The organism is Flavobacterium sp. (assembly GCF_027483985.1).
Lineage (GTDB): Bacteria > Bacteroidota > Bacteroidia > Flavobacteriales > Flavobacteriaceae > Flavobacterium.
In genome coordinates, this window is the sequence record NZ_JAIXTJ010000008.1 from 46,515 (window position 1) to 67,631 (window position 21,117).

Consider the following 21,117-nt stretch of genomic DNA (forward strand, 5'->3'; position numbering starts at 1 on the left):
GACCTACATTTTTTAACTAAAATTCATTTGAAACTAATTTTTATTTCTTGTATTAGTTTGAATGAAAAAGTTTTATATCTTTGCACCCTTAAATAACCGAGGTCGAGAACCTCAAATTAATCAAAAAGATTATGTCAGTAAAAATTAGATTACAAAGACACGGTAAAAAACAAAAACCATTTTACTGGATCGTTGCGGCTGATGCTCGCGCTAAAAGAGATGGTAGATTCCTTGAAAAATTAGGAACTTACAATCCAAACACCAATCCTGCTACTATTGATTTAAACCTTGACAAAGCTGTTCAATGGTTACACAATGGTGCTCAACCAACAGATACTGCAAGAGCAATTCTTTCTTACAAAGGTGCTTTATTGAAGCATCACCTAGATGGTGGAATTCGTAAAGGTGCTTTAACTCAAGAACAAGCTGATGCAAAATTAGCTGCTTGGATTGAAGAAAAAGCTGGAAAAGTTGATGCTAAAAAAGACGGATTGTCTAAAAAGCAAGCTGAAGCTAAAGCTAAAGCATTAAAAGCTGAAGTTGCTGCTAATGAAAAACGTGCAAATGCTGCTGCTGAAGCTGCAAAAGCATTAGAAGCAGAAGCTGCTGCTGAAGAAGAAGTTGCAGTTGAGGAAACTCCAGCTGTAGAAGAAGCTCCAGCTACTGATGAAGCTAGCGAACAAACAGAAGCTTAATTTAATGCGATAATGCAAAAAGAAGATTGTTTCTATTTAGGCAAAATCGCTAAAAAATTTAGTTTCAAAGGCGAAGTTCTGATTTATTTAGATACTGATGAACCTGAGCTATATGAAGATATGGAATCGGTTTTTGTTGACTTCAACAAAAACTTGATTCCATTTTTTATTGAAAATTCTAATTTACATAAAGGCGATTTCCTTAGAGTTAAGTTTGAAGATGTGGATAATGAAGAACAAGCGGACGAAATTATCAATTGTGACATTTACCTTCCGCTAACGATGTTGCCAAAACTTGAAGGCAACAAATTTTATTTTCACGAAGTTATAGGTTTTGAAATAGAAGACCAACGATTAGGCGTTTTTGGAAAAATCGTTTCTATAAACGACACCTCAGCACAACCATTATTTGAAGTTGTTAACGGAAATGTAGAAATTCTTGTTCCGATGATTGATCAGTTTTTGGTTCAAATCGACAGAGATAACAAAAAAGTTATAATGGATTTGCCAGAAGGCTTGGTGGAAATGTACTTGTAGTTTTCAATCGTAGTCACAGTTTTCAGAATTCTTAAATCAACAATCGTTAATCTTCAATCGTTAATCATTTTGTTTACATTCAAACAATTTACTGTTCAGCAAGACAAATGCGCTATGAAAATTGGCACAGACAGTGTTTTGCTTGGTGCTTGGTGTCCGATTGATAACAATCCGTTTTCGGTTTTAGATATTGGAGCTGGTACCGGAATTCTTTCTTTAATGTTGGCACAAAGAAGCAATGCCGAACAAATTGATTCGTTAGAAATTGATGAAGAAGCCTACGAACAATGTGTAGAAAACTATGAAAGCTCTCCTTGGAGTGATCGCTTATTTTGTTTTCACGCAGGTTTAGATGAATTTATTGACGAACCTGAAGATGAATACGACATCATAATTTCAAATCCACCGTTTTATTCGGAAGATTTTAAAACTAATTCTGCTCAAAGAGATTTAGCAAGATTTCAAGACGCAATGCCTTTTGAAGATTTAGTTGAAGCAGCTGATTTGTTATTATCTGAAAACGGAATTTTTGCTGTGATCATTCCTTTTAAAGAAGAAGAACGATTTATTGATTTATGTGCCGAAGTAGAACTTTTTCCTGTGAAAGTTACTCGCGTAAAAGGTTCACACACCACACCTATTGTTAGAAGTTTATTAGCTTTTAAAAGATACGAACTTTCTGTTTTAACAGCCGACGAATTGGTTATTGAAATCAACCGTCACGAGTATACTGATGATTACATCAATCTTACTAGAGATTTTTACTTAAAGATGTAACCCTCGCCCAGATTACTTCACATTGTATTTATTTTTCATTTGAGTTCAGTGAACTTCGTTTGAAGCGGCATCCTTTTTCTTTTTTCTTTAAAAAGAAAAAGATAAAGCGAATAGCTGGAAATAGCTTCAAAAAATAACAAACGTTGAACAATTACTCAAATATGTTTTCATAACTTTGCAAACGTTTTCGTGAAATCGATATATATCATAAAACATTACAATATACAATAATATGAAACCAGATTTATTTCAAGCTCCAGATTATTACTTGTTAGACGATTTGCTAACTGAAGAACATAAATTAGTACGTGATTCTGCTCGTGCTTGGGTGAAACGCGAAGTTTCTCCGATTATTGAAGATTATGCTCAACGTGCTGAATTCCCAAAACAAATTATTAAAGGTTTAGGAGAAATTGGTGGTTTTGGACCTTATATTCCAGAAGAATATGGTGGTGCAGGATTAGACCAAATTTCTTATGGATTAATTATGCAAGAAATTGAAAGAGGTGATTCTGGTGTTCGTTCTACTTCGTCAGTTCAATCTTCATTAGTAATGTATCCTATTTGGAAATTTGGAACTGAAGAACAACGAATGAAATATTTACCTAAGTTATCTACAGGTGAATTTATGGGTTGTTTTGGATTAACTGAACCTGATCACGGATCGAATCCAAGCGGTATGACCACAAATTTTAAAGATATGGGCGACCATTATTTATTGAATGGGGCCAAAATGTGGATATCCAATGCTCCGTTTGCAGATGTTGCTGTAGTTTGGGCAAAAGATGAATCAGGAAGAATTCACGGATTGATTGTTGAACGTGGTATGGAAGGTTTTACAACTCCAGAAACGCACAACAAATGGTCGCTTCGTGCAAGTGCTACAGGTGAATTGATTTTTGATAACGTAAAAGTTCCAAAAGAAAATTTATTGCCAGGAAAATCGGGTCTCGGTGCTCCAATGATGTGTTTGGATTCAGCAAGATACGGAATTGCTTGGGGTGCAATTGGTGCTGCAATGGATTGTTACGACACAGCGTTGCGTTATGCAAAAGAGAGAATTCAATTCGACAAACCAATCGCAGGCACACAATTACAACAAAAGAAATTGGCCGAAATGATTACTGAAATCACTAAAGCACAATTACTTACTTGGAGATTAGGTGTTCTTAGAAACGAAGGAAAAGCTACAACAGCACAAATTTCGATGGCTAAAAGAAATAATGTTGATATGGCTATTAACATCGCTCGCGAAGCACGTCAAATTCTTGGTGGAATGGGAATTACTGGAGAATATTCAATTATGCGTCACAGCATGAACTTGGAATCAGTAATTACTTATGAAGGAACACACGATATCCACTTGTTAATCACAGGTGCAGATATCACTGGAATTCCTGCTTTTAAATAAATTCCAATAATAAAATTTCAAATTCCAATTGTTTTGGAGCGAACCTGCCTGCCAGTAGGTAGGTGGCTTGGGCATTTTAGCAAACCATTTTCCCGCTTTTCGTTACAATACTTGCTAAAAAGCAAGCATTTTCTCTACAATCGGGGCTAAAGAATTTTCTTTTGGTTTCATTGCACAATACAGATTAAACAATAAATAAAATTGATATAAAAAGCTTCTCATTTTCGAGGAGCTTTTTTACTTTTGAAAGTATATTTAAAAAACCTTTGTATTTCAAAATACGTATATCATAAAAAACACTTGCTATGACTATTCAAATAATTAATAACAAAATTCAAGAACATAAAAACCAGTTATTGTCACACTCACTTTATGAAAAAGTGCGAACAATTGATGATTTGCATTGTTTTTTAGAAAATCACATTTTTGCAGTTTGGGACTTTATGTCTTTATTGAAAGCTTTGCAAAATAAATTAACGTGCACAACAACACCTTGGTTGCCGATCGGAAATCCAGCAATTCGTTATTTAATCAACGAAATTGTGGTTGCCGAAGAAACTGATATGACCATCGACGGCAAACGTTCAAGTCATTTTGAAATGTATATTGATGCTATGCAACAAAGCGGCGCTTCTACAGCACAAATTGATGCTTTTTTAGCGAATGTTGAAGCTACCAAGAACATCTTTGTGTCAATTAAGCAAAGTGATTTACATCCTAATGTAAAAGCCTTCTTAGATTTTACTTTTAGAGTTATTGAACAAGGCAAACCACACGAAATAGCTGCTGCTTTCACCTTTGGAAGAGAAGACTTAATTCCGAATATGTTCACAGAAATCTTGAAAAATTTTCAACAAAACTTTCCGGAAACTGATTTATCAAAGCTTATTTATTATTTCGAAAGACACATCGAATTAGATGCTGATGAACACGGACCAATGGCAATGCAAATGATTACAGAATTGTGTGGCGACTCAGAGCAAAAATGGAAAGAAGTTGAAGAAGTATCGGTACAAGCATTAGAAAAACGAATCGGACTATGGAATGCTATTGAGGAACAATTGGAACTAAGACTTGAAATGGCTTAAGAATACTATGGATAAATTAAATTTCATTACTTTTGATTTCCAAGAATACCATTTGAATTTTGGAATTTACACTAATGGAATTTGAACCTTATGTCATCTCAAACAAGATTAACGCGCGCTTACAATCAAGCAAAAAGAATTTCATTTACTAATCAAGATAAGTTTATTTTGTTTAGTGACTGTCATCGTGGCGATGGAAGTTTTGCAGATGATTTTGCCAACAACCGCAATATTTATATGCACGCATTAAATCATTATTACAAAAATGATTTCCAGTATATTGAATTAGGTGACGGCGACGAACTTTGGGAAAATCTATCTTTTAAAGATGTTCTTGAAGCAAACAAAAACGTTTTCTTATTGCTCAAAAAATTTTATTTGCAAAACAAACTGCACATGATTTATGGCAATCATGATATGGTTTATAGAAATCCGTCGATTGTAAAAAAGAATTTTGCAGAATATTTTGATACTGGCGAAGGAAAAAACCTGCCTTTAATGCCAAGTTTAGAATTTCATGAAGCTATCGTTTTAGAAAACTCTGAAACCGGTCAAGAGTTGTTTTTAACACACGGACATCAGGCTGATTTTTTTAATTATGTGGGTTGGAAATTCAATCGTTTTTTTGTGCGAGTTTTATGGAAACCTTTGCAGGTTTGGGGAATAAAAGACCCAACAAGTCCGGCAAAAAATTATCTAGAATCGATAAAAGTCGAACGCAGAATAAAAAAATGGATTGCTGAAAATGGAAATAAAATGACTATTGTTGGTCACACGCATCGTCCACATTTTCCAAAACCGCAGGATAATTTGTTGAATTTTTTTAATGATGGAAGTTGTGTTCATCCAAGAAATATTACCGGTATTGAAATTGAAAACGGTAAAATTGCTTTAATAAAATGGCTGATAGACACTAATGATGATGGCGTTTTACAAATTGTGAAAGAATATATTGAAACTCCTGTTCCTTTAATTTCTTATATAAAAAAATGATAAAATATTTCAAAATAATACTTCTTTTGTTTTATGGTTTATTCCTAACGAGCTGCTCGGTTAGTGAAGATAAAGTTTCCGGGCAAAATCCAACTACTAAAACCATTAAATATTTGGCACTCGGAGATAGTTATACCATTGGTCAAAGTGTTTGCGAAAGTTGTCGATTCCCAATTCAATTGCAAGATAGTATTAAGAAGAGTTTTCAACCTAATGATGTTTTTATAACCAATATAATTGCACAAACTGGCTGGACAACTGCCAATTTAAAAGCTGCAATTGCCTCTCAAAATCCTTCAAATGATTATGATTTAGTTACTCTTTTAATTGGTGTGAACAATCAATTTCAAAACAGACCTTTCAGCATCTACGAACAAGAATTTCCTGAATTGGTAAATATAGCGATTGAAAAGGCTAAAGGTGTAAAAAACCGTGTAATTGTAGTTTCAATTCCTGACTATGCCTACACGCCATTTGGAAACGGAAACACTACTATTTCAACACAAATTGATGCTTATAACACCTTTGCCCAAAATTACTGCACGCAAAACAATATTACATTTATAAACATTACAGACATCACTAGATTGGGCTTGCAACAACCAAACTTAGTGGCAAATGATGGTTTGCATCCTTCACAATTAGCTTACAAAAAATTTGTAGAGCGCATTTATCCTGCGGTAAAAATTAAATTAGGATTCTAAATTACTTTTTAGATTTCCAGATAAAACCATCTAATAAATAATGGGTAAATTGTGGAATAGTCAGTAAAGGAACCCATAAAAACTGCCATTTAGCATCTGCCAAATTTGCAATAGAAAACTGTTCGTTCCATACTAATATTTCCCATAGATATTCTTCAGCAAAAGCAATAAGTACTAAAATTAGGATAAAAATCACGATACCTTTAAAGTGTTTCAAATATCGTAAAGCTCCTAATTCTTCCACAGGTTTTTTATCTATTTCATTTAAATAAATTAATGCCATATAAGGAATTCCGTGTGAAACGACATTAAGTAAAGTAAAAACTAAATCGTTATTAAAATATACAATTCCGAAATACCACGATAAAATTGTGCCTATAATTATAGCGTTCTTTGGAATATTGAAGCTTTTTGTTTTAATTGCAAAATATACTAATCGAATAATGTAAAAACCAATAATAAAAAAGTAAGCATACGTCAAAACGTGCAGCGCTTTCGGACTTTCTAATCTAAGAAATTCATTTTCGACAAACCAATTAAACTTTCTTTTGGAAGATAAAAACCAATAAATCATTGGATAAAGGGTTGCCGTATAAATAATTAAGTTGTCTATCCAAGCATGTGTTTTATTTTCAAATCTAGAATACAATCGCATAAAGCCATATTGTTGTCTAACAAAATGAAAAACAGCTACATATGCCAAAACTGACCAAAAAACAGCGCTTCCAAATGAAAACAAAATCATTCCGATGACAAAACATAAAATGGGTAAAGCAATTAGTAATTTCTTTCTTTGTTCAAACGCTGATTTTACAAAATAGGTTTTAAATAACGTGGCATAAACGTGAGCAACATCGATAAAAACAATTAAAAAAAGCCAAGTATAAAACGAATAATTTTCTTCAATAGTCGTTAACCATTTTTGACCTATAAAAACAATGGCAACTACTATAAAAGAAGGTGCAAGTATAAAAATGCTATCGGTTTTTGCTTTATGTATCCAAGGTTGCGTCATTATAAAATTTTATTTACAACGTTAATTCCGTGGTGAAAAGCTTCTTCAAAAATAGAAATTCCGGATAAATCTGAATGTGCAAAGAATATTTTATCCTCAATAGATTGTGCAGCTTCTTTGCGATTTTCACTAAAAATAAATCCTTGTTTCGGACTTATCATTCCGTGACCTAAAATATGGATATCAATACTTTCTGTAAATTCTTCAATATTTGGATGTGCTATTTTTAAATCTTCCAAAACAAATTGTTTCCAAAATTCTTTTGATTTTTTATAAATTTCTCTTCTTGTTTTTGCACAATCATTTGTAGAAAAACTGTAATAATAAGTGATTACTTTTTTATTCTGAACTTGTTGTATTGATTGATGCTGATTGTAAATATAACCCAATCCTTTTGCACCGTGCGTCACATTATCCCAGCACAAAGGAAAACTGGAATTATCAGTTAAATCAGAAACAACCAAGGTAGCCAAAAGCCAAGGAGCATAATGAAAGTTTTTGGTAAATTCCTTTCTGTTTTCAATTAAATATTGGTTTACAAACTGTGGTGTTGCCATAATAATTTTATCGGCAATAATTTCAATTGAAGTTTTAGATTTATCATCAAAAACCAATGCTGTTGGTTTATTATCTCGAATACTAACTTCATAAACCAAATGATTTTTAAGCGCTTTATTTTTAGTATATTTTTTTAAATGCGATGATAATCTTGCGTTTCCTTCGGGCCAAGTTAGCACAGTATCAAGTTTGTCTTTGGTTGCATTTTGTTTTCGTGCGGCAAAATAATGAATTCCAGCATATGCCGAAACAAAAGCAATTCCTAATCCAAAATCATCTCTGCAACAATAATCAATATAAGTCAATAAAGGTTTAGACTTAAAATTATTTTGATGTAACCACTGCAACATAGTTACATCATCCAAATTTTTAACCTCAACGCTGTGAGATGACAAATTCATTGGAATACTAAACCAATACAAACCAGAGGTATCCTTTTTCTGTCTGAAATCATCCATTAAGATAAAAAAACGATTCAACTCATCATCTTCTTCCTTGCTGTTTCCAATCCTAGGAACAACACCTTCTTGCCAATTATTTTTGTAAAACAATCGTTCATCTGGGGCAAAAGTTAGTTGCATTTCATCGAATTTTGGGAATCCGTTTTCGTCGTAACCTAGAATGATTTTTTCTTCCTCTAGAAATTGCAACAACTCTTTATCCTCCAAATTTGGTAAGGGTAAATAATGTGCACCTAACGGAAATTTAGAATATTGATTTTCTCCATTAGAAGAATTTCCGCCCAATTCATTTTCTAATTCTACAATCAAAAAATCATTAAGTCCTTTTTTTGAAAGCTGTCTTGCGGCACTCAAACCAGTAATTCCGCCACCAACAATTAAATAAGGAATTTGAATTTGCTTAGATGGTTTCGGAAAATTTTTGATACGAAGTTTATGTCCTAAAATATGATTTGTACCTGATAAACGAATCAATAAGGTTATAATTTTTTCTTTACAAGCGTTTACTAGCGGTACAATCAATAAAGTTGCCGCTACCGATTTGAAGAAATTTCTTCTCGAATGATTATAATTTTCCCCATTCTTCATCGAAGTAACGTACTAAAATTTGGTTGTCTAATCGATTAATCTCGATGTCATTCGAAATCATATCATTTGAAAAATAATTGAACTTTTTATAGTTGTAATTATAAAACTTTAAGTCATTAATAGTTCGGTTTACTTTAGCAAAACTAGTTCCGAAACCGTTGATTGCAATAGTGTAACCCCATTCTCCAAACGACGGAACATAAGCGTGATAAGCATCGACCTGCGGTAAAACTTGCCCGATGGTTTTGTTAATACACCAAAATGATTTTGGAGCAAAATAAGGTGAAGTAGTTTGAACTACAACAACAGCATCAGTAGTAAGAATCTTTTGAAGTGTGTTATAAAAATTAAGAGAATATAATTTTCCTAAACTGTAATTTGACGGATCGGGAAAATCGATTACTACCACATCATATTTTTCTCTAGATTCCTTTGCCCACACATAAGCATCTTTATTTAAAACCGTAACTTTTGGGTTATTTAACGAATTTTTATTGAAACCTGTTAGAACTTGATTAGTTTTAAACAACCTTGTCATTCCTTCGTCAAGATCGACTAAGGTAATTTTTTTGACTTCTTTATATTTCAAAATTTCTCTTACGGCCAATCCGTCACCACCGCCAAGAACTAGAACATTATCCACTTTTTTTGCCATTGACATAGCAGGATGAACTAAAGCTTCGTGATAGCGGTATTCATCGGCAGAGCTAAATTGTAAATTATTATTCAAATACAATCGATAATCATTCTTATTGTGTGTTAAAACGATGCGTTGGTAAGGAGTTGAATGTGTATAAATAATATTTTCACCATACAATTTTCCTTCAGAAAACGCGAGAATATTTTCGGAAAAGTAGAAAGTCACTACCAAAATAAGAAATGAAAAAATAGCTTTTGCACGCAATAATTTTACTTTTTTAAGTTCCGCTTTAAGCAAATAACAAAGCACAATTGCGATTGAAATATTAATCATTCCGAAAAACAATGATGTTCCGATGATTCCTAATTTTGGAACTAAAAGTAATGGAAAAAGAATTGAAGCAAGTAAAGCACCGATGTAATCAAACGTAAATACATTAGAAACCAAATCTTTAAACTCTACTTTGTCTTTTAGAATATTCATCAATAGCGGAATTTCTAAACCCACTAAACATCCGGTTACGAAAACTAAAAAATATAGTATGAATTGAAAAGCAAAAGCAGTTTCAAAGAGTAAAAAAAGGACAACCGAACTTAAACCGCCAATTAATCCGACAAGGATTTCAATTTCGACAAAAGTATTTAGCAAATCTTTGGTTAAAAACTTTGAAAAATACGAACCAATACCCATTGAAAAAAGGTACACTCCGATAATAAAAGAAAACTGTTTTACAGAGTCGCCCAAAAGATAACTCGCTAAAGTTCCTGCGACTAATTCGTAAATTAAACCACAAGTTGCAATAGTAAAAACTGCAAAAAGTAATAAATATTCGAATTTTAAAAACTTTTTACCCATGAATTGCAGCGCTAATAATCATTGAAATTCCAATAATTAAGGCACCAAAAACTATGGCAACAGCTGTATTATTTTCTTGAGTAATTTTTTTCCAAGTATTTTCGGGTGTGATTTTCTCTATTATGAAGTAAGCAATGAAAAGTATGGCTATTCCAACACCTGAAAATATTAATGAATTGATAACAAGTTGTGATATATGCATGATATTATATTTTTTAATTATTTATGATAAAAACGATTTACAGAATTGCGCCCTGAATTGGTAGGTTTATAGTTCTCTGTTGATTCACAGTCGCACAAACTATTTCCTTGCGTTGTATAGTAAAGAAATAATCCATAGAAACACAAACCAATTGCTAAGGCAATATAATTTTCTTTAATAAAATTTAGTACTTTCTCCATAGTCAATTTAATTTATCCGTTCCATCTTTTTTCTTCGAAGTATTTTGAGCCATAATAAACTATTACAACAAAAACAGCCATAAATACAAGAGTCATAAAGAAGTTTCTTAAGGATGGTTTATTCCAAGTGGCGCTGACGTTAACAAAACTATTTGAAAGATCTTCAGGCGCTTTTAACGGTGTTATCGTAAAATGATATTTTCCGGCCGCTACTCCGCAAATATTAAAATCTTCGGATGTACTACCTTCTGACCAACTTTCTCCATCGGTATAACCGTGATAATATTCAACATCTTTAGATGCATAAACCTCTTCATTAGTTTTTTCATTGATTAATGCTACTTGAACATTTGCCCAAGAATTATCAACATTAGAGGAAACAGTAATATTTAATGGTGCTGAACTGCCTTTTAATTCAAAAGAAGGACTTACAAAATCACTTGTGGCATATTTATCAAAAGGAATAGTTGTATTCAACACTTCTTGAGTCGACCTATCTTTGTTCAAAAACCAATGTGACAATAAAATTAAAATAGCTACACCGCAAAAAATCATCACTAATTTTCTAACATCAATAAAAAAAGGTTGTGCCATTCCAATTTCTGACTTTGATGGAATTGCTGATGAATCAAAAGCACTTTTAATGGCACTTCTAGAAATGTGCTTTCCATAAAAAGCGGTTTGTTCTTGACCAAATTTTTCAAAAGATAAAATATGAGGCGGATTTATATATTCAATCAACTCTATTTTATCTAGAACATTATAATCAAAATAGCCTTCAGCATACTCTAACTTTGGATAAGAATAATCATATCTATCAAAAACAAGATCATCATAATCGAGTGTAAGTGGATGATTTCCAACTTTTTTTGTGAATTCAATTAGTTCTAATAAAATGAAATTTCCAGATGATTCTGATAAGTAAAGAAATTCACCTTTTTCATTTTGCAAAAGATATTCAGCCCATCTAGTGTTAGCATCATACCTTTTTATTTGTAAATTTATTATAGTGAAAGTCTCGCCGTTGAATTGCGCTTTTTGTCCAACTGCAAACGGATTGTTGTAAATACTTTTTTTAAATCGGTCTTTAAAGATAAAATCACCATTCTTGTTTTTAGAATACAGTGTGCAACAACTTGGACAAGAAAAAAAGGAAACATCGAGTTTAACATCGAGTTTCGTTTCAGTATTGCAATGGAAACAAGGAAAATTCATATTTTACTTATCGATTAATTTCAAAATCTTTGATCACAACAGCATTAAAAAAACTAACATATTCATGTACAAGCTCTTTGACTTTACTAGAATTATCTTGAAGGTAGTTACACAAATAAACATCTAAAGTTAATTGTTTAAACTCTGGCCAAGTGTGGATACAAATATGGGATTCTTTTAAACAAATAGCAATGGTAAAACTATTATTTTCAAAATTATGAACAATTATTCCTACTTTTTCTAAATTATATTTTAATAATAAATCTTCAGAAAAAATAATAAAATCATTTGAATTACAAAGTTTATCAACGTCATTGACTTGCAAAGTAACCAATTTATGTAATCCAGGAGAGTATAAAGTTTGATTCATCAAAATAGAATTCCAAATAATTTAAAGGAATATTTTGATTATACGTAAGTGTTAAAGTTTTGTTACAAAAAAAGCGAGAATTTCTTCTCGCTTGTATTATTGTTCTGGTGCAATTTCAAGTTCTAATCCATTGATTGCATCTGTAATTGGTATTTGACAACCCAATCTCGAATTGTCTTTTACGTGATAAGCTTCCCACAGCATTGCTTCTTCATCAGGATTTCTTTCAAGTGAAATTACATCATTTAAAACGTAGCATTGACAAGAAGCACACATGGTCATTCCGCCACAAACACCAATGGTTCCTTCTTCGGCTAATTCATAAGCGCGAATAAGTTCCATTACATTCATATTCATATCGGTTGGCGCTTGAACTTCGTGTCGGTTTCCGTTTCTGTCGGTGATATATACTGTTACGTCTTGTGGCATTAGTCAATCGATTTTACAACTGCTTTTTCAGCTTCTTTTCTCGTTCCATCGAATCCGTCAACTCCTGAAACAGTTGTGTATTTTAAAACATATCGTTTTCCTGGATTAATTCTTTGGTAAACACTTTGACACATTAAAGTTGCTTCGTGGAAACCACATAAAATCAATTTTAATTTCCCAGGATAGGTATTCACATCACCGATGGCATAAATTCCGTCGATATTGGTTTGATAATCTAAAGCATTGTTTACTTTAATAGCATTTTTCTCGATTTCTAATCCCCAATTGGCGATCGCTCCAAGTTTTGGAGTCAATCCGAAAAGCGGAATAAAATAATCGGTTTCAAATATTTGTTGAACGCCTTCGTTTTCTAAAACAATACTTTCAACATGGTCTTTTCCATTGATAGCTACAACTTCAGCTGGCGTAATTAAATTGATTTTTCCAAGTTTTTTCAATTCTTGTACTTTTTCAACGGAATCTAAAGCACCTCGGAATTCGTTTCTTCTGTGAACCAAAGTAACTTCGGAAGCTACATTGGAAAGAAAAATACTCCAATCTAATGCAGAATCACCTCCACCTGCAATTACAATTCGTTTATCACGGAATAATTCTGGATCTTTTACAAAATATTCAACACCTTTTTCTTCGTAAAAAGCAATGTTTTCTAACTGTGGTTTTCTTGGTTCAAAAGTTCCTAAACCACCAGCAATAGCAACCGCTTTGGCGTGATGTTTTGTTCCTTTATTTGTAGTAACAATAAACGTTCCGTCTTCTAATTTATCAATTGTTTCAGCAGTTTCAGCTAAGGTAAATCCGGGTTGAAATTGTTTGATTTGTTCCATCAAATTGGTCACTAAATCACCTGCTAAAACTTCGGGATAACCTGGAATATCAAAAATTGGTTTTTTAGGATATAACTCTGCCAATTGCCCTCCAGGTTGCGGAAGCGCATCAATTATATGACATTTTAACTGTAAAAGTCCTGCTTCAAAAACGGCAAAAAGTCCTGTTGGACCTGCACCTATTATAAGTATATCTGTTTCTATCATTTTTTGCAAGTTTCAAAATAGCAAAGTAACATAGTCACTAAGGTTAAAAATAGGATTTATATCCTATTGGTTTTAGGAAATATTTTCTACCGTTTCGATTTGTGGAGCATACTTTTTGATGGTAGTTTCAACTCCTGCTTTTAAAGTCATTTGATTTACGCTACAACCAATGCATGCGCCTTCAAAACGAACTTTTACGTGCTTTTCATCTTCAATAGAAACCAATGAAATATCACCACCATCAGAATTCAAAAAAGGTCTGATTTCTTGTAGTGCTTTTTCGATATTTACTGTTAATTCTTCGTGTGTCATTTTATTTAGTTTTCAGTTTTCGGTTTTCAGTCGCATTTTTCAGTTTTATCAATAACTGCTTACTGTAACTGTTTACCGAACACTATTTCTTCACAGCAGAACATCCTGCCATTGTTGTTATTTTGATAGCTTCTGTTGGTGCAAGATTTTCGTTTCTGTTAACTGTTTCTTGAACCACATTTCTTGCGATTTCTTCGTATATTTTTTCTAAAGGTGATGCCGTTTGCAATGCTGCCGGACGACCATAATCTCCAGCTTCACGGATGCTCTGCACTAACGGAACTTCTCCTAAGAATGGCACTTGCAAATCTTCTGCGAGATTTTTGGCGCCTTCTTTTCCGAAGATATAATATTTGTTATCAGGTAATTCTTCGGGAGTGAAATAGGCCATATTTTCGATAATTCCTAAAACTGGCACATTGATAGCATCACTTTGGAACATTGAAACACCTTTTCGAGCATCAGCCAAAGCTACATTTTGAGGTGTACTTACCACAACCGCACCTGTTATTGGTAAAGCTTGCATAATTGATAAGTGAATATCACCTGTTCCTGGAGGCAAATCGATTAACATAAAATCTAATTGTCCCCAATCGGCATCAAAAATCATTTGGTTTAATGCTTTTGCAGCCATTGGTCCACGCCAAATACCAGCTTGACTTGGAGAAGTGAAAAATCCGATAGAAAGCAATTTTATTTCATAACTTTCGATGGGTTTCATTTTAGACTTTCCGTCCACTTCTATAGAAATTGGTTTTTCGTTTTCTACATCAAACATTATGGGCATACTTGGACCGTAAATATCGGCATCAAGAACACCAACTTTGAATCCCATTTTGGCTAAAGTAACAGCTAAATTGGCAGTTGTTGTAGATTTTCCAACGCCACCTTTACCTGAAGCTACCGCAATAATATTGCTGATTCCAGGAATAGATTTACCTTTAATTTCGTTTGGATTTTCTTTAGCTTCTACTTTGATATTTACTTTCACAACAGCATCTGGAGAGAATTGTTCGTGAATTAGTTTTTTAATATCGTCTTCAGCTCTTTTTTTGATGTGCATTGCTGGAGTTGAAATCAACAAATCAACTACAACTTCATCGCCAAAAGTGATTACATTTTGAACCGCACCACTTTCGACCATATTTTTTCCTTCACCAGCAATAGTAATTGTTTCTAATGCTTTTAGGATTTCTTTTCTATCTAACTTCATCTTCTTGTTTAAAAGTTTATGAGTTTAAAAGTTTAAAAGCTGTTTGACTTTTTATTTAAACTAAATATGAATTGCAAAGATAGTAAGAAGTTTAAAAGTATGATAATAACAAGCTTTAAAGTTTTGTTATAATGAGATAGTTGGATTCTATTGTTTTTTGTAATTAGTTGTAAATTTTTCAAAAATTAGGAAATAATTAAACGTCCATTTCCGGCATCCAAAAATATTTTTCAAAATCTACAATTTGATTGTCAATCACTTCAATTCCTTCGTTTTCTAAAAGTTGTTGCATTAAATTGGTTCCACCGAAATGATGTTTGCCAGAGAGCAATCCGTTTCTATTAACAACACGATGTGCTGGAACATCTTCACGATTATGACTAGCATTCATTGCCCAACCTACCATCCTTGCAGAACGTGCTGTTCCCAATGCTTTGGCAATAGCGCCATAAGAAGTTACTTTTCCTTCGGGAATTTGTTTAACGATTTCATAAACGCGTTCAAAGAAATTGTCTTCCATTACAGATGATACTTTATAACATTGTATAAGGTAAATAATGCTACAATTCCGGTAATGATTCCGATGATTTTATTCATGTTTTGCATAAAATAATCGGTTTTAGATTTCATTTTAGTAAAAAACAAAACATATAAATAGAATACCAAAAATGATCCTAAAACAACACCAAAAACCAAACTATAAATCGATAACGAATTGAAAGTAAAAATATTATAAGAAGCTAAAGTCACACTAACAAAAACATAATATGGAATAGGAAAAAAGTTAATTGCAGAAATTAACATTCCCATAAAAAAACGACTTCTTTTGCTTTTTAAATGCAATGAATCTGCCGCTTTTAGTTTAGGTTTTTTTGCAAAAAATAAAAAGTAAATAGATAATATTGAAAAGATAACCAAACCAATTTCACGCAATAAAACCACAATCTCTTGATGGCTATTTATATATTGAGCAAAAATTACCGAAATATAAGTTTGAAAAAAGATAATAATCAATGCTCCGAGAACAAAAACCATTGCGCGTTTTCTTCCGTCGGTAAAATCAACTTTGGCAGCAGTCATATTTATTAATCCTGGTGGAAGGATCCCTATAACAGCAGCGATAAATCCCGATAAGAGTGGAAGGATGATGTTCATGTTATCATTTTACAGTTCTCAGTTTTCAGTTTTCAGTGTTTTCAAAACAGATAACTGACAACAGACAACACTACTTTTTAATTTTAAAACGAATATACGTAATTGCTTTGTTAATTTCCAAATATTGTTTTTCGTAAAATGTTTGAATTTCAGTCACTTCGCTTGTCGCACCTTCATTTTTATATACATTATGATTAGCGTATAAAACTTCGTGACCTTCACCATGTAAAAGACCTAAAGTATAACCGTGCATAAACTCAGAATCGGTTTTAAGATTAACAACACCATCAGGTTTCAAGATTCTTTTGTATAATTTCAAAAACTCTGAATTGGTCATTCGGTGTTTGGTACGCTTATATTTTATTTGTGGATCAGGAAATGTTATCCAAATTTCAGACACTTCACCGTCGGCAAAAATATGATTGATTAATTCAATTTGAGTTCTAACAAAAGCCACATTATGCATTCCATCATCAACAGCTGTTTTAGCACCACGCCAAAATCTTGCTCCTTTTATGTCAATACCTACAAAGTTTTTTTCGGGATAGCGTTCGGCCAAACCAACAGAATATTCGCCTTTTCCGCAACCTAATTCAATGATTATTGGGTTATCATTTTTAAAGAAATCACTATTCCATTTTCCTAATAACGGAAACTCATTTCCTACGACTTCTTCTCTTGTTGGTTGAAAAACGTTGTTGAATGTTTCGTTTTCCTTGAATCTTTTTAACTTATTTTTACTTCCCACGTTTCTCTAAAATATTTTGGCAAAATTAAGCAAATAATATCCAACACAAATAAAGTTTTGATAATGTTTATGTAACCTTAACAATACAGCTGTTGGCCTATTTTTGTAGAAACTATAAATTTTGAAATCGCAACTACAAATACTTTGTAAAACAAATACTTATAAATCAATGCGATTGCATATGTTACCTCTAAAAAATATCCTTTGAACATATGAAAAAAAGAAAAGTTGAAGTTGTGGTAATTTCTGATGTTCATTTGGGAACTTATGGATGTCACGCTAAAGAACTATTGCAATATTTATCTGAAATCAAACCAAAAATACTTATCCTTAACGGAGACATTATTGATATTTGGCAATTTAGAAAGTCTTATTTTCCGGCAAGTCACTTAAAAGTAATCAAAAAAATCATTTCGTTAAGTTCGAAAGGTACCAAGGTTTATTATCTTACTGGAAATCACGACGAATTTTTAAGAAAATTTACCGATTTGCATTTAGGAAATTTAAGTCTGCTTAATAAATTAGTACTAAATTTAGATGGAAAAAAAGCTTGGATTTTTCACGGAGATGTTTTTGATGCTTCGATAAACCACGCAAAATGGCTGGCTAAACTTGGCGGTTGGGGTTATGACATTCTTATTCTTATCAATCGTTTTCTGAATTGGATTTTAGCTCGAATGAATAAAGAACCTTATTCGCTTTCAAAGAAAATTAAAAATAATGTGAAATCGGCTGTAAAATTTATCACTAACTTTGAAACAGTTTGTACTGATTTAGCAATTGAAAATAAGTATGATTATGTAATTTGCGGACACATTCATGAGCCAAAAATAGAGTATATTTCAAACGAAAAAGGCAACACAATATACCTTAATTCAGGTGATTGGATAGAAAATTTAACTGCTCTAGAATACAACAATAAAAAGTGGAAATTGTATAAGCACGCACCAAGTGATCTTATTACTGAAGAAGAACAATTTGAATATGAAAACCAACTTGCTGAACAATTTATCACGTTATTAAAAAACTAAAAATGAACAAAAATATTCTCGTTGCACCTTTAAATTGGGGATTAGGTCACGCTACTCGATGCATTCCGATTATTCGTGAATTAGAAAAAAATGGGTTTACTCCGATTCTAGCTTCTGATGGTGTAGCTTTAGCTTTATTGAAGAAAGAATTTCCGCATTTAACCGCTTTAGAATTGCCTTCTTACAATATTGAATATGCTAAAAAAGGAGAGAATTTTAAATGGAAATTGATAAAAAACAGTCCAAAAACTATTAGTGCCATTTTAACAGAAAAGCAATTGGTCAAAAAATGGATAAAAGAACATCAATTAATTGGAATTATTTCAGACAATCGATTGGGCGTTCATTCTAAAAAAGTATCATCCGTTTTTATGACACATCAATTGACGGTTTTATCAGGAAAAACGACTTGGATTTCGAGCAAGTTACATCAGTTTTTTATAAAAAAATTTAACGAATGTTGGGTTCCAGATGTTAACGACATTCCGAATTTGACCGGAAAATTAGGGCATTTAAAAAACGCTAACTTAAACATCAAGTATATTGGAGTCTTAAGTAGGTTAGAAAAGAAAGTAGTAGAAAAAAAATATGATCTAATGATTTTACTTTCTGGTCCTGAACCGCAACGAACTATTCTAGAAGAAAAGTTGATTAAAGAAATAAAAAACACCGATAAAAAAATAGTTTTTGTTAAAGGAAAAGTTGAAAAAGAACAAAAGTTAGAACAAATCGAAAATGTTTCTTATTACAACTTTATGCAATCGGAAGCGCTTGAAAAAACGTTTAACGAAAGTGAAATAGTACTTTGTCGATCAGGATATACAACCGTTATGGATTTGTGTAAATTAGAGAAAAAAGCTTTTTTTATTCCAACACCAGGACAATTTGAACAAGAATATTTAGCAAAAAAATACAAGAAAGAAGGTTTGGTTCCTTATTCAAGACAAGACCGATTTAAATTAGATGATTTATTAGCCGTTACGCTATATTCCGGATTACCAAAAATGGAATCGAATACAGTTAATTGGAAACAATTATTCCTTCTTTTCGAGCGTAAATGAAAACTCTGAACCTTTCTTAAACTCACTTTCTACATATATTTTTTCGTCGTGACCTTCAATAATATGTTTTACAATTGAAAGTCCTAAACCCGATCCGCCTTCACTGCGGGCACCACTTTTATCTACTCTAAAAAAACGTTCGAAAAGTCTCGGAATATTGTTTTTCTCAATTCCTTCGCCATCATCGCGAACTCTAACTATAATTTTGTTATTAACCAAATCTTCTATTGAAACTTCGGTAGAGCCGTTTTCCTTTCCGTACTTTATAGAATTTACTATCAGATTCGTTAACACTTGTTGAATTTTTTCTTGATCAGCAAAAACCTTAATTGGTTTGTTGTATTTTCTATCAAACATTAAGATAATGTTTTTCTTGTCGGCTTGCATTTCTAGTAAATCAAACACATTTTGAATTAACTCCACAATATTGAATTCGGTAAAATCTAAATTCAAATCACCCATTTCTAATTTAGAAATCATATCTAAATCTTCCACAATGTAGATTAAACGTTCGACACCTTTTTCAGCTCTTTCAAGATATTTTTTTCTTAAATCTTTATCTTTCATTCCGCTATCAAGCAAGGTTGAAATATAACCTTGAACGGTAAAAAGAGGTGTTTTAAGCTCGTGTGAAACATTACCCATAAATTCGCGTCGGTATTCTTCACGCACTTTTAGGTTTTCAATTTCTAATTTTTTATCGGTGGCAAATTTTTTGACTTCTTTAGTCAAAGTCGCCATATCGGTAGTAATGGATTGACTTCTTAATGTGGTTGAATCTAATAAGGATACATCATCATATATTTTTTTAACCCTTCTGTAAATAAAATGTTCTACGCGATATTGTAGCACAAAAAAGGAAAAAAGCGCAATTGATACTGCAAATGACAAACAAAATAGCCAAGAAAATTCGGTAAACAAAAACTGCAAAACAACAATTAAACCCGTTGAAAAAAGGGTAATGTAAGAAGTTGAAATAACTGCGAAAGTATATGTTTTTTTGAAAGTCAATCCCATTAGCTTGGTATTTTCGATATCTTATATTTGATATTATTTAGAAGATTTTTTAAACTTCAAACTTGTAACCAACACCTTTTATTGTCTTGAATAATTCTTCGCCAATTTTCTCACGAAGTTTTCTAATGTGAACATCAATGGTTCTGCCACCAACAATTACTTCATTGCCCCAAACTTTATCCAAAATTTCTTCTCTTTTGAATACTTTACCAGGTTTAGAAGCAAGCAAATAAAACAATTCAAATTCTTTTCTTGGAAGCACAATCTCGCGTCCTTCCATCATAATTTTATATTCTTCACGATTGATTTCGATGCCTCCAACATTTAAGTTTTCGCTTAAAACAGTTTCATCTTTTAATCTTCTTAATAACGCTTTTACTTTACTAACAAGTAATTTTGGTTTGATTGGTTTAGCTATATAATCATCTGCGCCAGCATCAAAACCTGCAACTTGCGAATAATCTTCACTTCTTGCCGTCAGAAACGTGATAATGGTATTACTTAACTCTGGAATTTTTCTTATGTTTTCACAAGCTTCCATTCCGTCCATTTCGGGCATCATTACATCCATTATAATAAGTTGTGGACGCTCTTTTTTTGCGACAGCAATTGCCTCTCTTCCGTTAGAAGCAGTAACAATTTTGTACCCTTCTTGTGTAAGGTTATATCCTACAATTTCTAGGATATCTTGCTCATCATCAACCAATAATATCTTTATGTCTTTTTTCTTCATAAAGCAAAAATTTTAACTGTTTTGCGATGTAAATATAACATAATATCAGTAATTAAA

General features: G+C 32.3%; 25 protein-coding genes. 9 read left to right on the forward strand and 16 right to left on the reverse strand.

Annotation, left to right across the window (positions count from 1 at the left end; all coding sequences use genetic code 11):
• Positions 1 to 131 precede the first annotated feature (131 nt).
• From Q0050_RS00945 to Q0050_RS00975, 7 genes are all read left to right on the forward strand, one after another.
• Complete coding sequence (locus Q0050_RS00945; protein ID WP_298391745.1) at positions 132 to 695, forward strand: 30S ribosomal protein S16; 564 nt, start codon at positions 132 to 134, stop codon at positions 693 to 695.
• A 12-nt stretch (positions 696 to 707) separates the two neighbouring features.
• On the forward strand, positions 708 to 1,232 hold the full coding sequence (rimM, locus tag Q0050_RS00950) for a ribosome maturation factor RimM (RefSeq protein WP_298391747.1): 525 nt from the start codon (positions 708 to 710) through the stop codon (positions 1,230 to 1,232).
• Between the two features lie 114 nt (positions 1,233 to 1,346).
• Positions 1,347 to 2,009: a methyltransferase gene (locus tag Q0050_RS00955; RefSeq protein ID WP_298391749.1), complete on the forward strand. Its 663-nt coding sequence runs from the start codon at positions 1,347 to 1,349 to the stop codon at positions 2,007 to 2,009.
• A gap of 232 nt (positions 2,010 to 2,241) precedes the next feature.
• Positions 2,242 to 3,420, forward strand: coding sequence for an acyl-CoA dehydrogenase family protein (locus Q0050_RS00960; RefSeq protein ID WP_290832800.1), 1,179 nt, complete (start codon positions 2,242 to 2,244; stop codon positions 3,418 to 3,420).
• A 305-nt stretch (positions 3,421 to 3,725) separates the two neighbouring features.
• On the forward strand, positions 3,726 to 4,508 hold the full coding sequence (locus tag Q0050_RS00965; RefSeq protein ID WP_298391753.1) for a DUF3050 domain-containing protein: 783 nt from the start codon (positions 3,726 to 3,728) through the stop codon (positions 4,506 to 4,508).
• 90 nt (positions 4,509 to 4,598) lie between these two features.
• Positions 4,599 to 5,501, forward strand: coding sequence for a metallophosphoesterase (locus tag Q0050_RS00970; RefSeq protein WP_298391755.1), 903 nt, complete (start codon positions 4,599 to 4,601; stop codon positions 5,499 to 5,501).
• A complete protein-coding gene (locus Q0050_RS00975) occupies positions 5,498 to 6,205 on the forward strand; it encodes an SGNH/GDSL hydrolase family protein (RefSeq protein ID WP_298391757.1) in 708 nt (235 codons plus the stop codon). Before Q0050_RS00970 ends, Q0050_RS00975 begins: the two co-directional genes overlap by 4 nt.
• A 1-nt stretch (position 6,206) precedes the next feature.
• On the opposite strand, the gene Q0050_RS00980 is transcribed toward Q0050_RS00975, so the two are convergent.
• The 14 genes from Q0050_RS00980 to trmB form a co-directional block, all read right to left on the reverse strand.
• Positions 6,207 to 7,220, reverse strand: coding sequence for a hypothetical protein (locus tag Q0050_RS00980; RefSeq protein WP_298391759.1), 1,014 nt, complete (start codon positions 7,218 to 7,220; stop codon positions 6,207 to 6,209).
• A complete protein-coding gene (locus Q0050_RS00985; RefSeq protein ID WP_298391761.1) occupies positions 7,220 to 8,827 on the reverse strand; it encodes an NAD(P)/FAD-dependent oxidoreductase in 1,608 nt (535 codons plus the stop codon). Before Q0050_RS00985 ends, Q0050_RS00980 begins: the two co-directional genes overlap by 1 nt.
• Entirely contained in the window at positions 8,805 to 10,322 is a 1,518-nt protein-coding gene (locus tag Q0050_RS00990; protein WP_298391763.1) for a polyamine aminopropyltransferase, read from the reverse strand. The genes Q0050_RS00985 and Q0050_RS00990 overlap by 23 nt, the downstream gene beginning before the upstream one ends.
• Complete coding sequence (locus tag Q0050_RS00995; protein WP_298391765.1) at positions 10,315 to 10,524, reverse strand: DUF350 domain-containing protein; 210 nt, start codon at positions 10,522 to 10,524, stop codon at positions 10,315 to 10,317. The genes Q0050_RS00990 and Q0050_RS00995 overlap by 8 nt, the downstream gene beginning before the upstream one ends.
• 17 nt (positions 10,525 to 10,541) lie before the next feature.
• Complete coding sequence (locus tag Q0050_RS01000; protein WP_298391767.1) at positions 10,542 to 10,724, reverse strand: hypothetical protein; 183 nt, start codon at positions 10,722 to 10,724, stop codon at positions 10,542 to 10,544.
• Positions 10,725 to 10,736: 12 nt separating this feature from the next.
• Positions 10,737 to 11,939 (reverse strand): DUF4178 domain-containing protein, encoded by a 1,203-nt coding sequence (locus tag Q0050_RS01005; protein WP_298391769.1) that lies wholly within the window; start codon positions 11,937 to 11,939, stop codon positions 10,737 to 10,739.
• Between the two features lie 7 nt (positions 11,940 to 11,946).
• Positions 11,947 to 12,309: an S-adenosylmethionine decarboxylase family protein gene (locus tag Q0050_RS01010; protein ID WP_298391771.1), complete on the reverse strand. Its 363-nt coding sequence runs from the start codon at positions 12,307 to 12,309 to the stop codon at positions 11,947 to 11,949.
• A gap of 96 nt (positions 12,310 to 12,405) precedes the next feature.
• On the reverse strand, positions 12,406 to 12,738 hold the full coding sequence (locus Q0050_RS01015) for a 2Fe-2S iron-sulfur cluster-binding protein (RefSeq protein WP_298391772.1): 333 nt from the start codon (positions 12,736 to 12,738) through the stop codon (positions 12,406 to 12,408).
• Positions 12,738 to 13,790 (reverse strand): NAD(P)/FAD-dependent oxidoreductase, encoded by a 1,053-nt coding sequence (locus Q0050_RS01020; protein ID WP_298391774.1) that lies wholly within the window; start codon positions 13,788 to 13,790, stop codon positions 12,738 to 12,740. The genes Q0050_RS01015 and Q0050_RS01020 overlap by 1 nt, the downstream gene beginning before the upstream one ends.
• A 72-nt stretch (positions 13,791 to 13,862) precedes the next feature.
• Positions 13,863 to 14,102, reverse strand: a complete 240-nt coding sequence (locus tag Q0050_RS01025; protein WP_298391776.1) for a NifU family protein — start codon at positions 14,100 to 14,102, stop codon at positions 13,863 to 13,865.
• Between the two features lie 82 nt (positions 14,103 to 14,184).
• Positions 14,185 to 15,315 (reverse strand): Mrp/NBP35 family ATP-binding protein, encoded by a 1,131-nt coding sequence (locus Q0050_RS01030; RefSeq protein ID WP_298391778.1) that lies wholly within the window; start codon positions 15,313 to 15,315, stop codon positions 14,185 to 14,187.
• Positions 15,316 to 15,511: 196 nt separating this feature from the next.
• On the reverse strand, positions 15,512 to 15,835 hold the full coding sequence (locus Q0050_RS01035) for an MGMT family protein (protein ID WP_298391780.1): 324 nt from the start codon (positions 15,833 to 15,835) through the stop codon (positions 15,512 to 15,514).
• Positions 15,835 to 16,470, reverse strand: coding sequence for a LysE family transporter (locus Q0050_RS01040; protein ID WP_298391782.1), 636 nt, complete (start codon positions 16,468 to 16,470; stop codon positions 15,835 to 15,837). The genes Q0050_RS01035 and Q0050_RS01040 overlap by 1 nt, the downstream gene beginning before the upstream one ends.
• A 70-nt stretch (positions 16,471 to 16,540) precedes the next feature.
• Positions 16,541 to 17,218: a tRNA (guanosine(46)-N7)-methyltransferase TrmB gene (gene trmB / locus Q0050_RS01045; protein WP_298391784.1), complete on the reverse strand. Its 678-nt coding sequence runs from the start codon at positions 17,216 to 17,218 to the stop codon at positions 16,541 to 16,543.
• A gap of 212 nt (positions 17,219 to 17,430) precedes the next feature.
• Here trmB and Q0050_RS01050 point away from each other — a divergent pair, with 212 nt between their 5' ends.
• Together Q0050_RS01050 and Q0050_RS01055 are read left to right on the forward strand one after the other, a co-directional pair.
• The gene (locus Q0050_RS01050) at positions 17,431 to 18,249 is read left to right on the forward strand and encodes a UDP-2,3-diacylglucosamine diphosphatase (RefSeq protein ID WP_298391786.1); all 819 of its coding nucleotides are present in this window, start codon (positions 17,431 to 17,433) and stop codon (positions 18,247 to 18,249) included.
• A gap of 2 nt (positions 18,250 to 18,251) precedes the next feature.
• Positions 18,252 to 19,310: a glycosyltransferase gene (locus Q0050_RS01055; protein ID WP_298391788.1), complete on the forward strand. Its 1,059-nt coding sequence runs from the start codon at positions 18,252 to 18,254 to the stop codon at positions 19,308 to 19,310.
• Here Q0050_RS01055 and Q0050_RS01060 read toward each other — a convergent pair.
• The gene (locus Q0050_RS01060) at positions 19,284 to 20,327 is read right to left on the reverse strand and encodes an ATP-binding protein (protein WP_298391791.1); all 1,044 of its coding nucleotides are present in this window, start codon (positions 20,325 to 20,327) and stop codon (positions 19,284 to 19,286) included. The genes Q0050_RS01055 and Q0050_RS01060 overlap by 27 nt on opposite strands.
• Before the next feature lie 49 nt (positions 20,328 to 20,376).
• Complete coding sequence (locus tag Q0050_RS01065; RefSeq protein WP_298391793.1) at positions 20,377 to 21,060, reverse strand: response regulator transcription factor; 684 nt, start codon at positions 21,058 to 21,060, stop codon at positions 20,377 to 20,379.
• Positions 21,061 to 21,117 lie beyond the last annotated feature (57 nt).

Bases quoted from the DNA above. Each gene is read 5' to 3' on its own strand.
- Q0050_RS00945 (WP_298391745.1), top strand. From the start codon at position 132: ATGTCAGTAAAAATTAGATTACAAAGACACGGTAAAAAACAAAAACCA.
- rimM (WP_298391747.1), top strand. From the start codon at position 708: ATGCAAAAAGAAGATTGTTTCTATTTAGGCAAAATCGCTAAAAAATTT.
- Q0050_RS00955 (WP_298391749.1), top strand. From the start codon at position 1,347: ATGAAAATTGGCACAGACAGTGTTTTGCTTGGTGCTTGGTGTCCGATT.
- Q0050_RS00960 (WP_290832800.1), top strand. From the start codon at position 2,242: ATGAAACCAGATTTATTTCAAGCTCCAGATTATTACTTGTTAGACGAT.
- Q0050_RS00965 (WP_298391753.1), top strand. From the start codon at position 3,726: ATGACTATTCAAATAATTAATAACAAAATTCAAGAACATAAAAACCAG.
- Q0050_RS00970 (WP_298391755.1), top strand. From the start codon at position 4,599: ATGTCATCTCAAACAAGATTAACGCGCGCTTACAATCAAGCAAAAAGA.
- Q0050_RS00975 (WP_298391757.1), top strand. From the start codon at position 5,498: ATGATAAAATATTTCAAAATAATACTTCTTTTGTTTTATGGTTTATTC.
- Q0050_RS00980 (WP_298391759.1), bottom strand. From the start codon at position 7,220: ATGACGCAACCTTGGATACATAAAGCAAAAACCGATAGCATTTTTATA.
- Q0050_RS00985 (WP_298391761.1), bottom strand. From the start codon at position 8,827: ATGAAGAATGGGGAAAATTATAATCATTCGAGAAGAAATTTCTTCAAA.
- Q0050_RS00990 (WP_298391763.1), bottom strand. From the start codon at position 10,322: ATGGGTAAAAAGTTTTTAAAATTCGAATATTTATTACTTTTTGCAGTT.
- Q0050_RS00995 (WP_298391765.1), bottom strand. From the start codon at position 10,524: ATGCATATATCACAACTTGTTATCAATTCATTAATATTTTCAGGTGTT.
- Q0050_RS01000 (WP_298391767.1), bottom strand. From the start codon at position 10,724: ATGGAGAAAGTACTAAATTTTATTAAAGAAAATTATATTGCCTTAGCA.
- Q0050_RS01005 (WP_298391769.1), bottom strand. From the start codon at position 11,939: ATGAATTTTCCTTGTTTCCATTGCAATACTGAAACGAAACTCGATGTT.
- Q0050_RS01010 (WP_298391771.1), bottom strand. From the start codon at position 12,309: ATGAATCAAACTTTATACTCTCCTGGATTACATAAATTGGTTACTTTG.
- Q0050_RS01015 (WP_298391772.1), bottom strand. From the start codon at position 12,738: ATGCCACAAGACGTAACAGTATATATCACCGACAGAAACGGAAACCGA.
- Q0050_RS01020 (WP_298391774.1), bottom strand. From the start codon at position 13,790: ATGATAGAAACAGATATACTTATAATAGGTGCAGGTCCAACAGGACTT.
- Q0050_RS01025 (WP_298391776.1), bottom strand. From the start codon at position 14,102: ATGACACACGAAGAATTAACAGTAAATATCGAAAAAGCACTACAAGAA.
- Q0050_RS01030 (WP_298391778.1), bottom strand. From the start codon at position 15,315: ATGAAGTTAGATAGAAAAGAAATCCTAAAAGCATTAGAAACAATTACT.
- Q0050_RS01035 (WP_298391780.1), bottom strand. From the start codon at position 15,835: ATGGAAGACAATTTCTTTGAACGCGTTTATGAAATCGTTAAACAAATT.
- Q0050_RS01040 (WP_298391782.1), bottom strand. From the start codon at position 16,470: ATGAACATCATCCTTCCACTCTTATCGGGATTTATCGCTGCTGTTATA.
- Q0050_RS01050 (WP_298391786.1), top strand. From the start codon at position 17,431: ATGAAAAAAAGAAAAGTTGAAGTTGTGGTAATTTCTGATGTTCATTTG.
- Q0050_RS01055 (WP_298391788.1), top strand. From the start codon at position 18,252: ATGAACAAAAATATTCTCGTTGCACCTTTAAATTGGGGATTAGGTCAC.
- Q0050_RS01060 (WP_298391791.1), bottom strand. From the start codon at position 20,327: ATGGGATTGACTTTCAAAAAAACATATACTTTCGCAGTTATTTCAACT.
- Q0050_RS01065 (WP_298391793.1), bottom strand. From the start codon at position 21,060: ATGAAGAAAAAAGACATAAAGATATTATTGGTTGATGATGAGCAAGAT.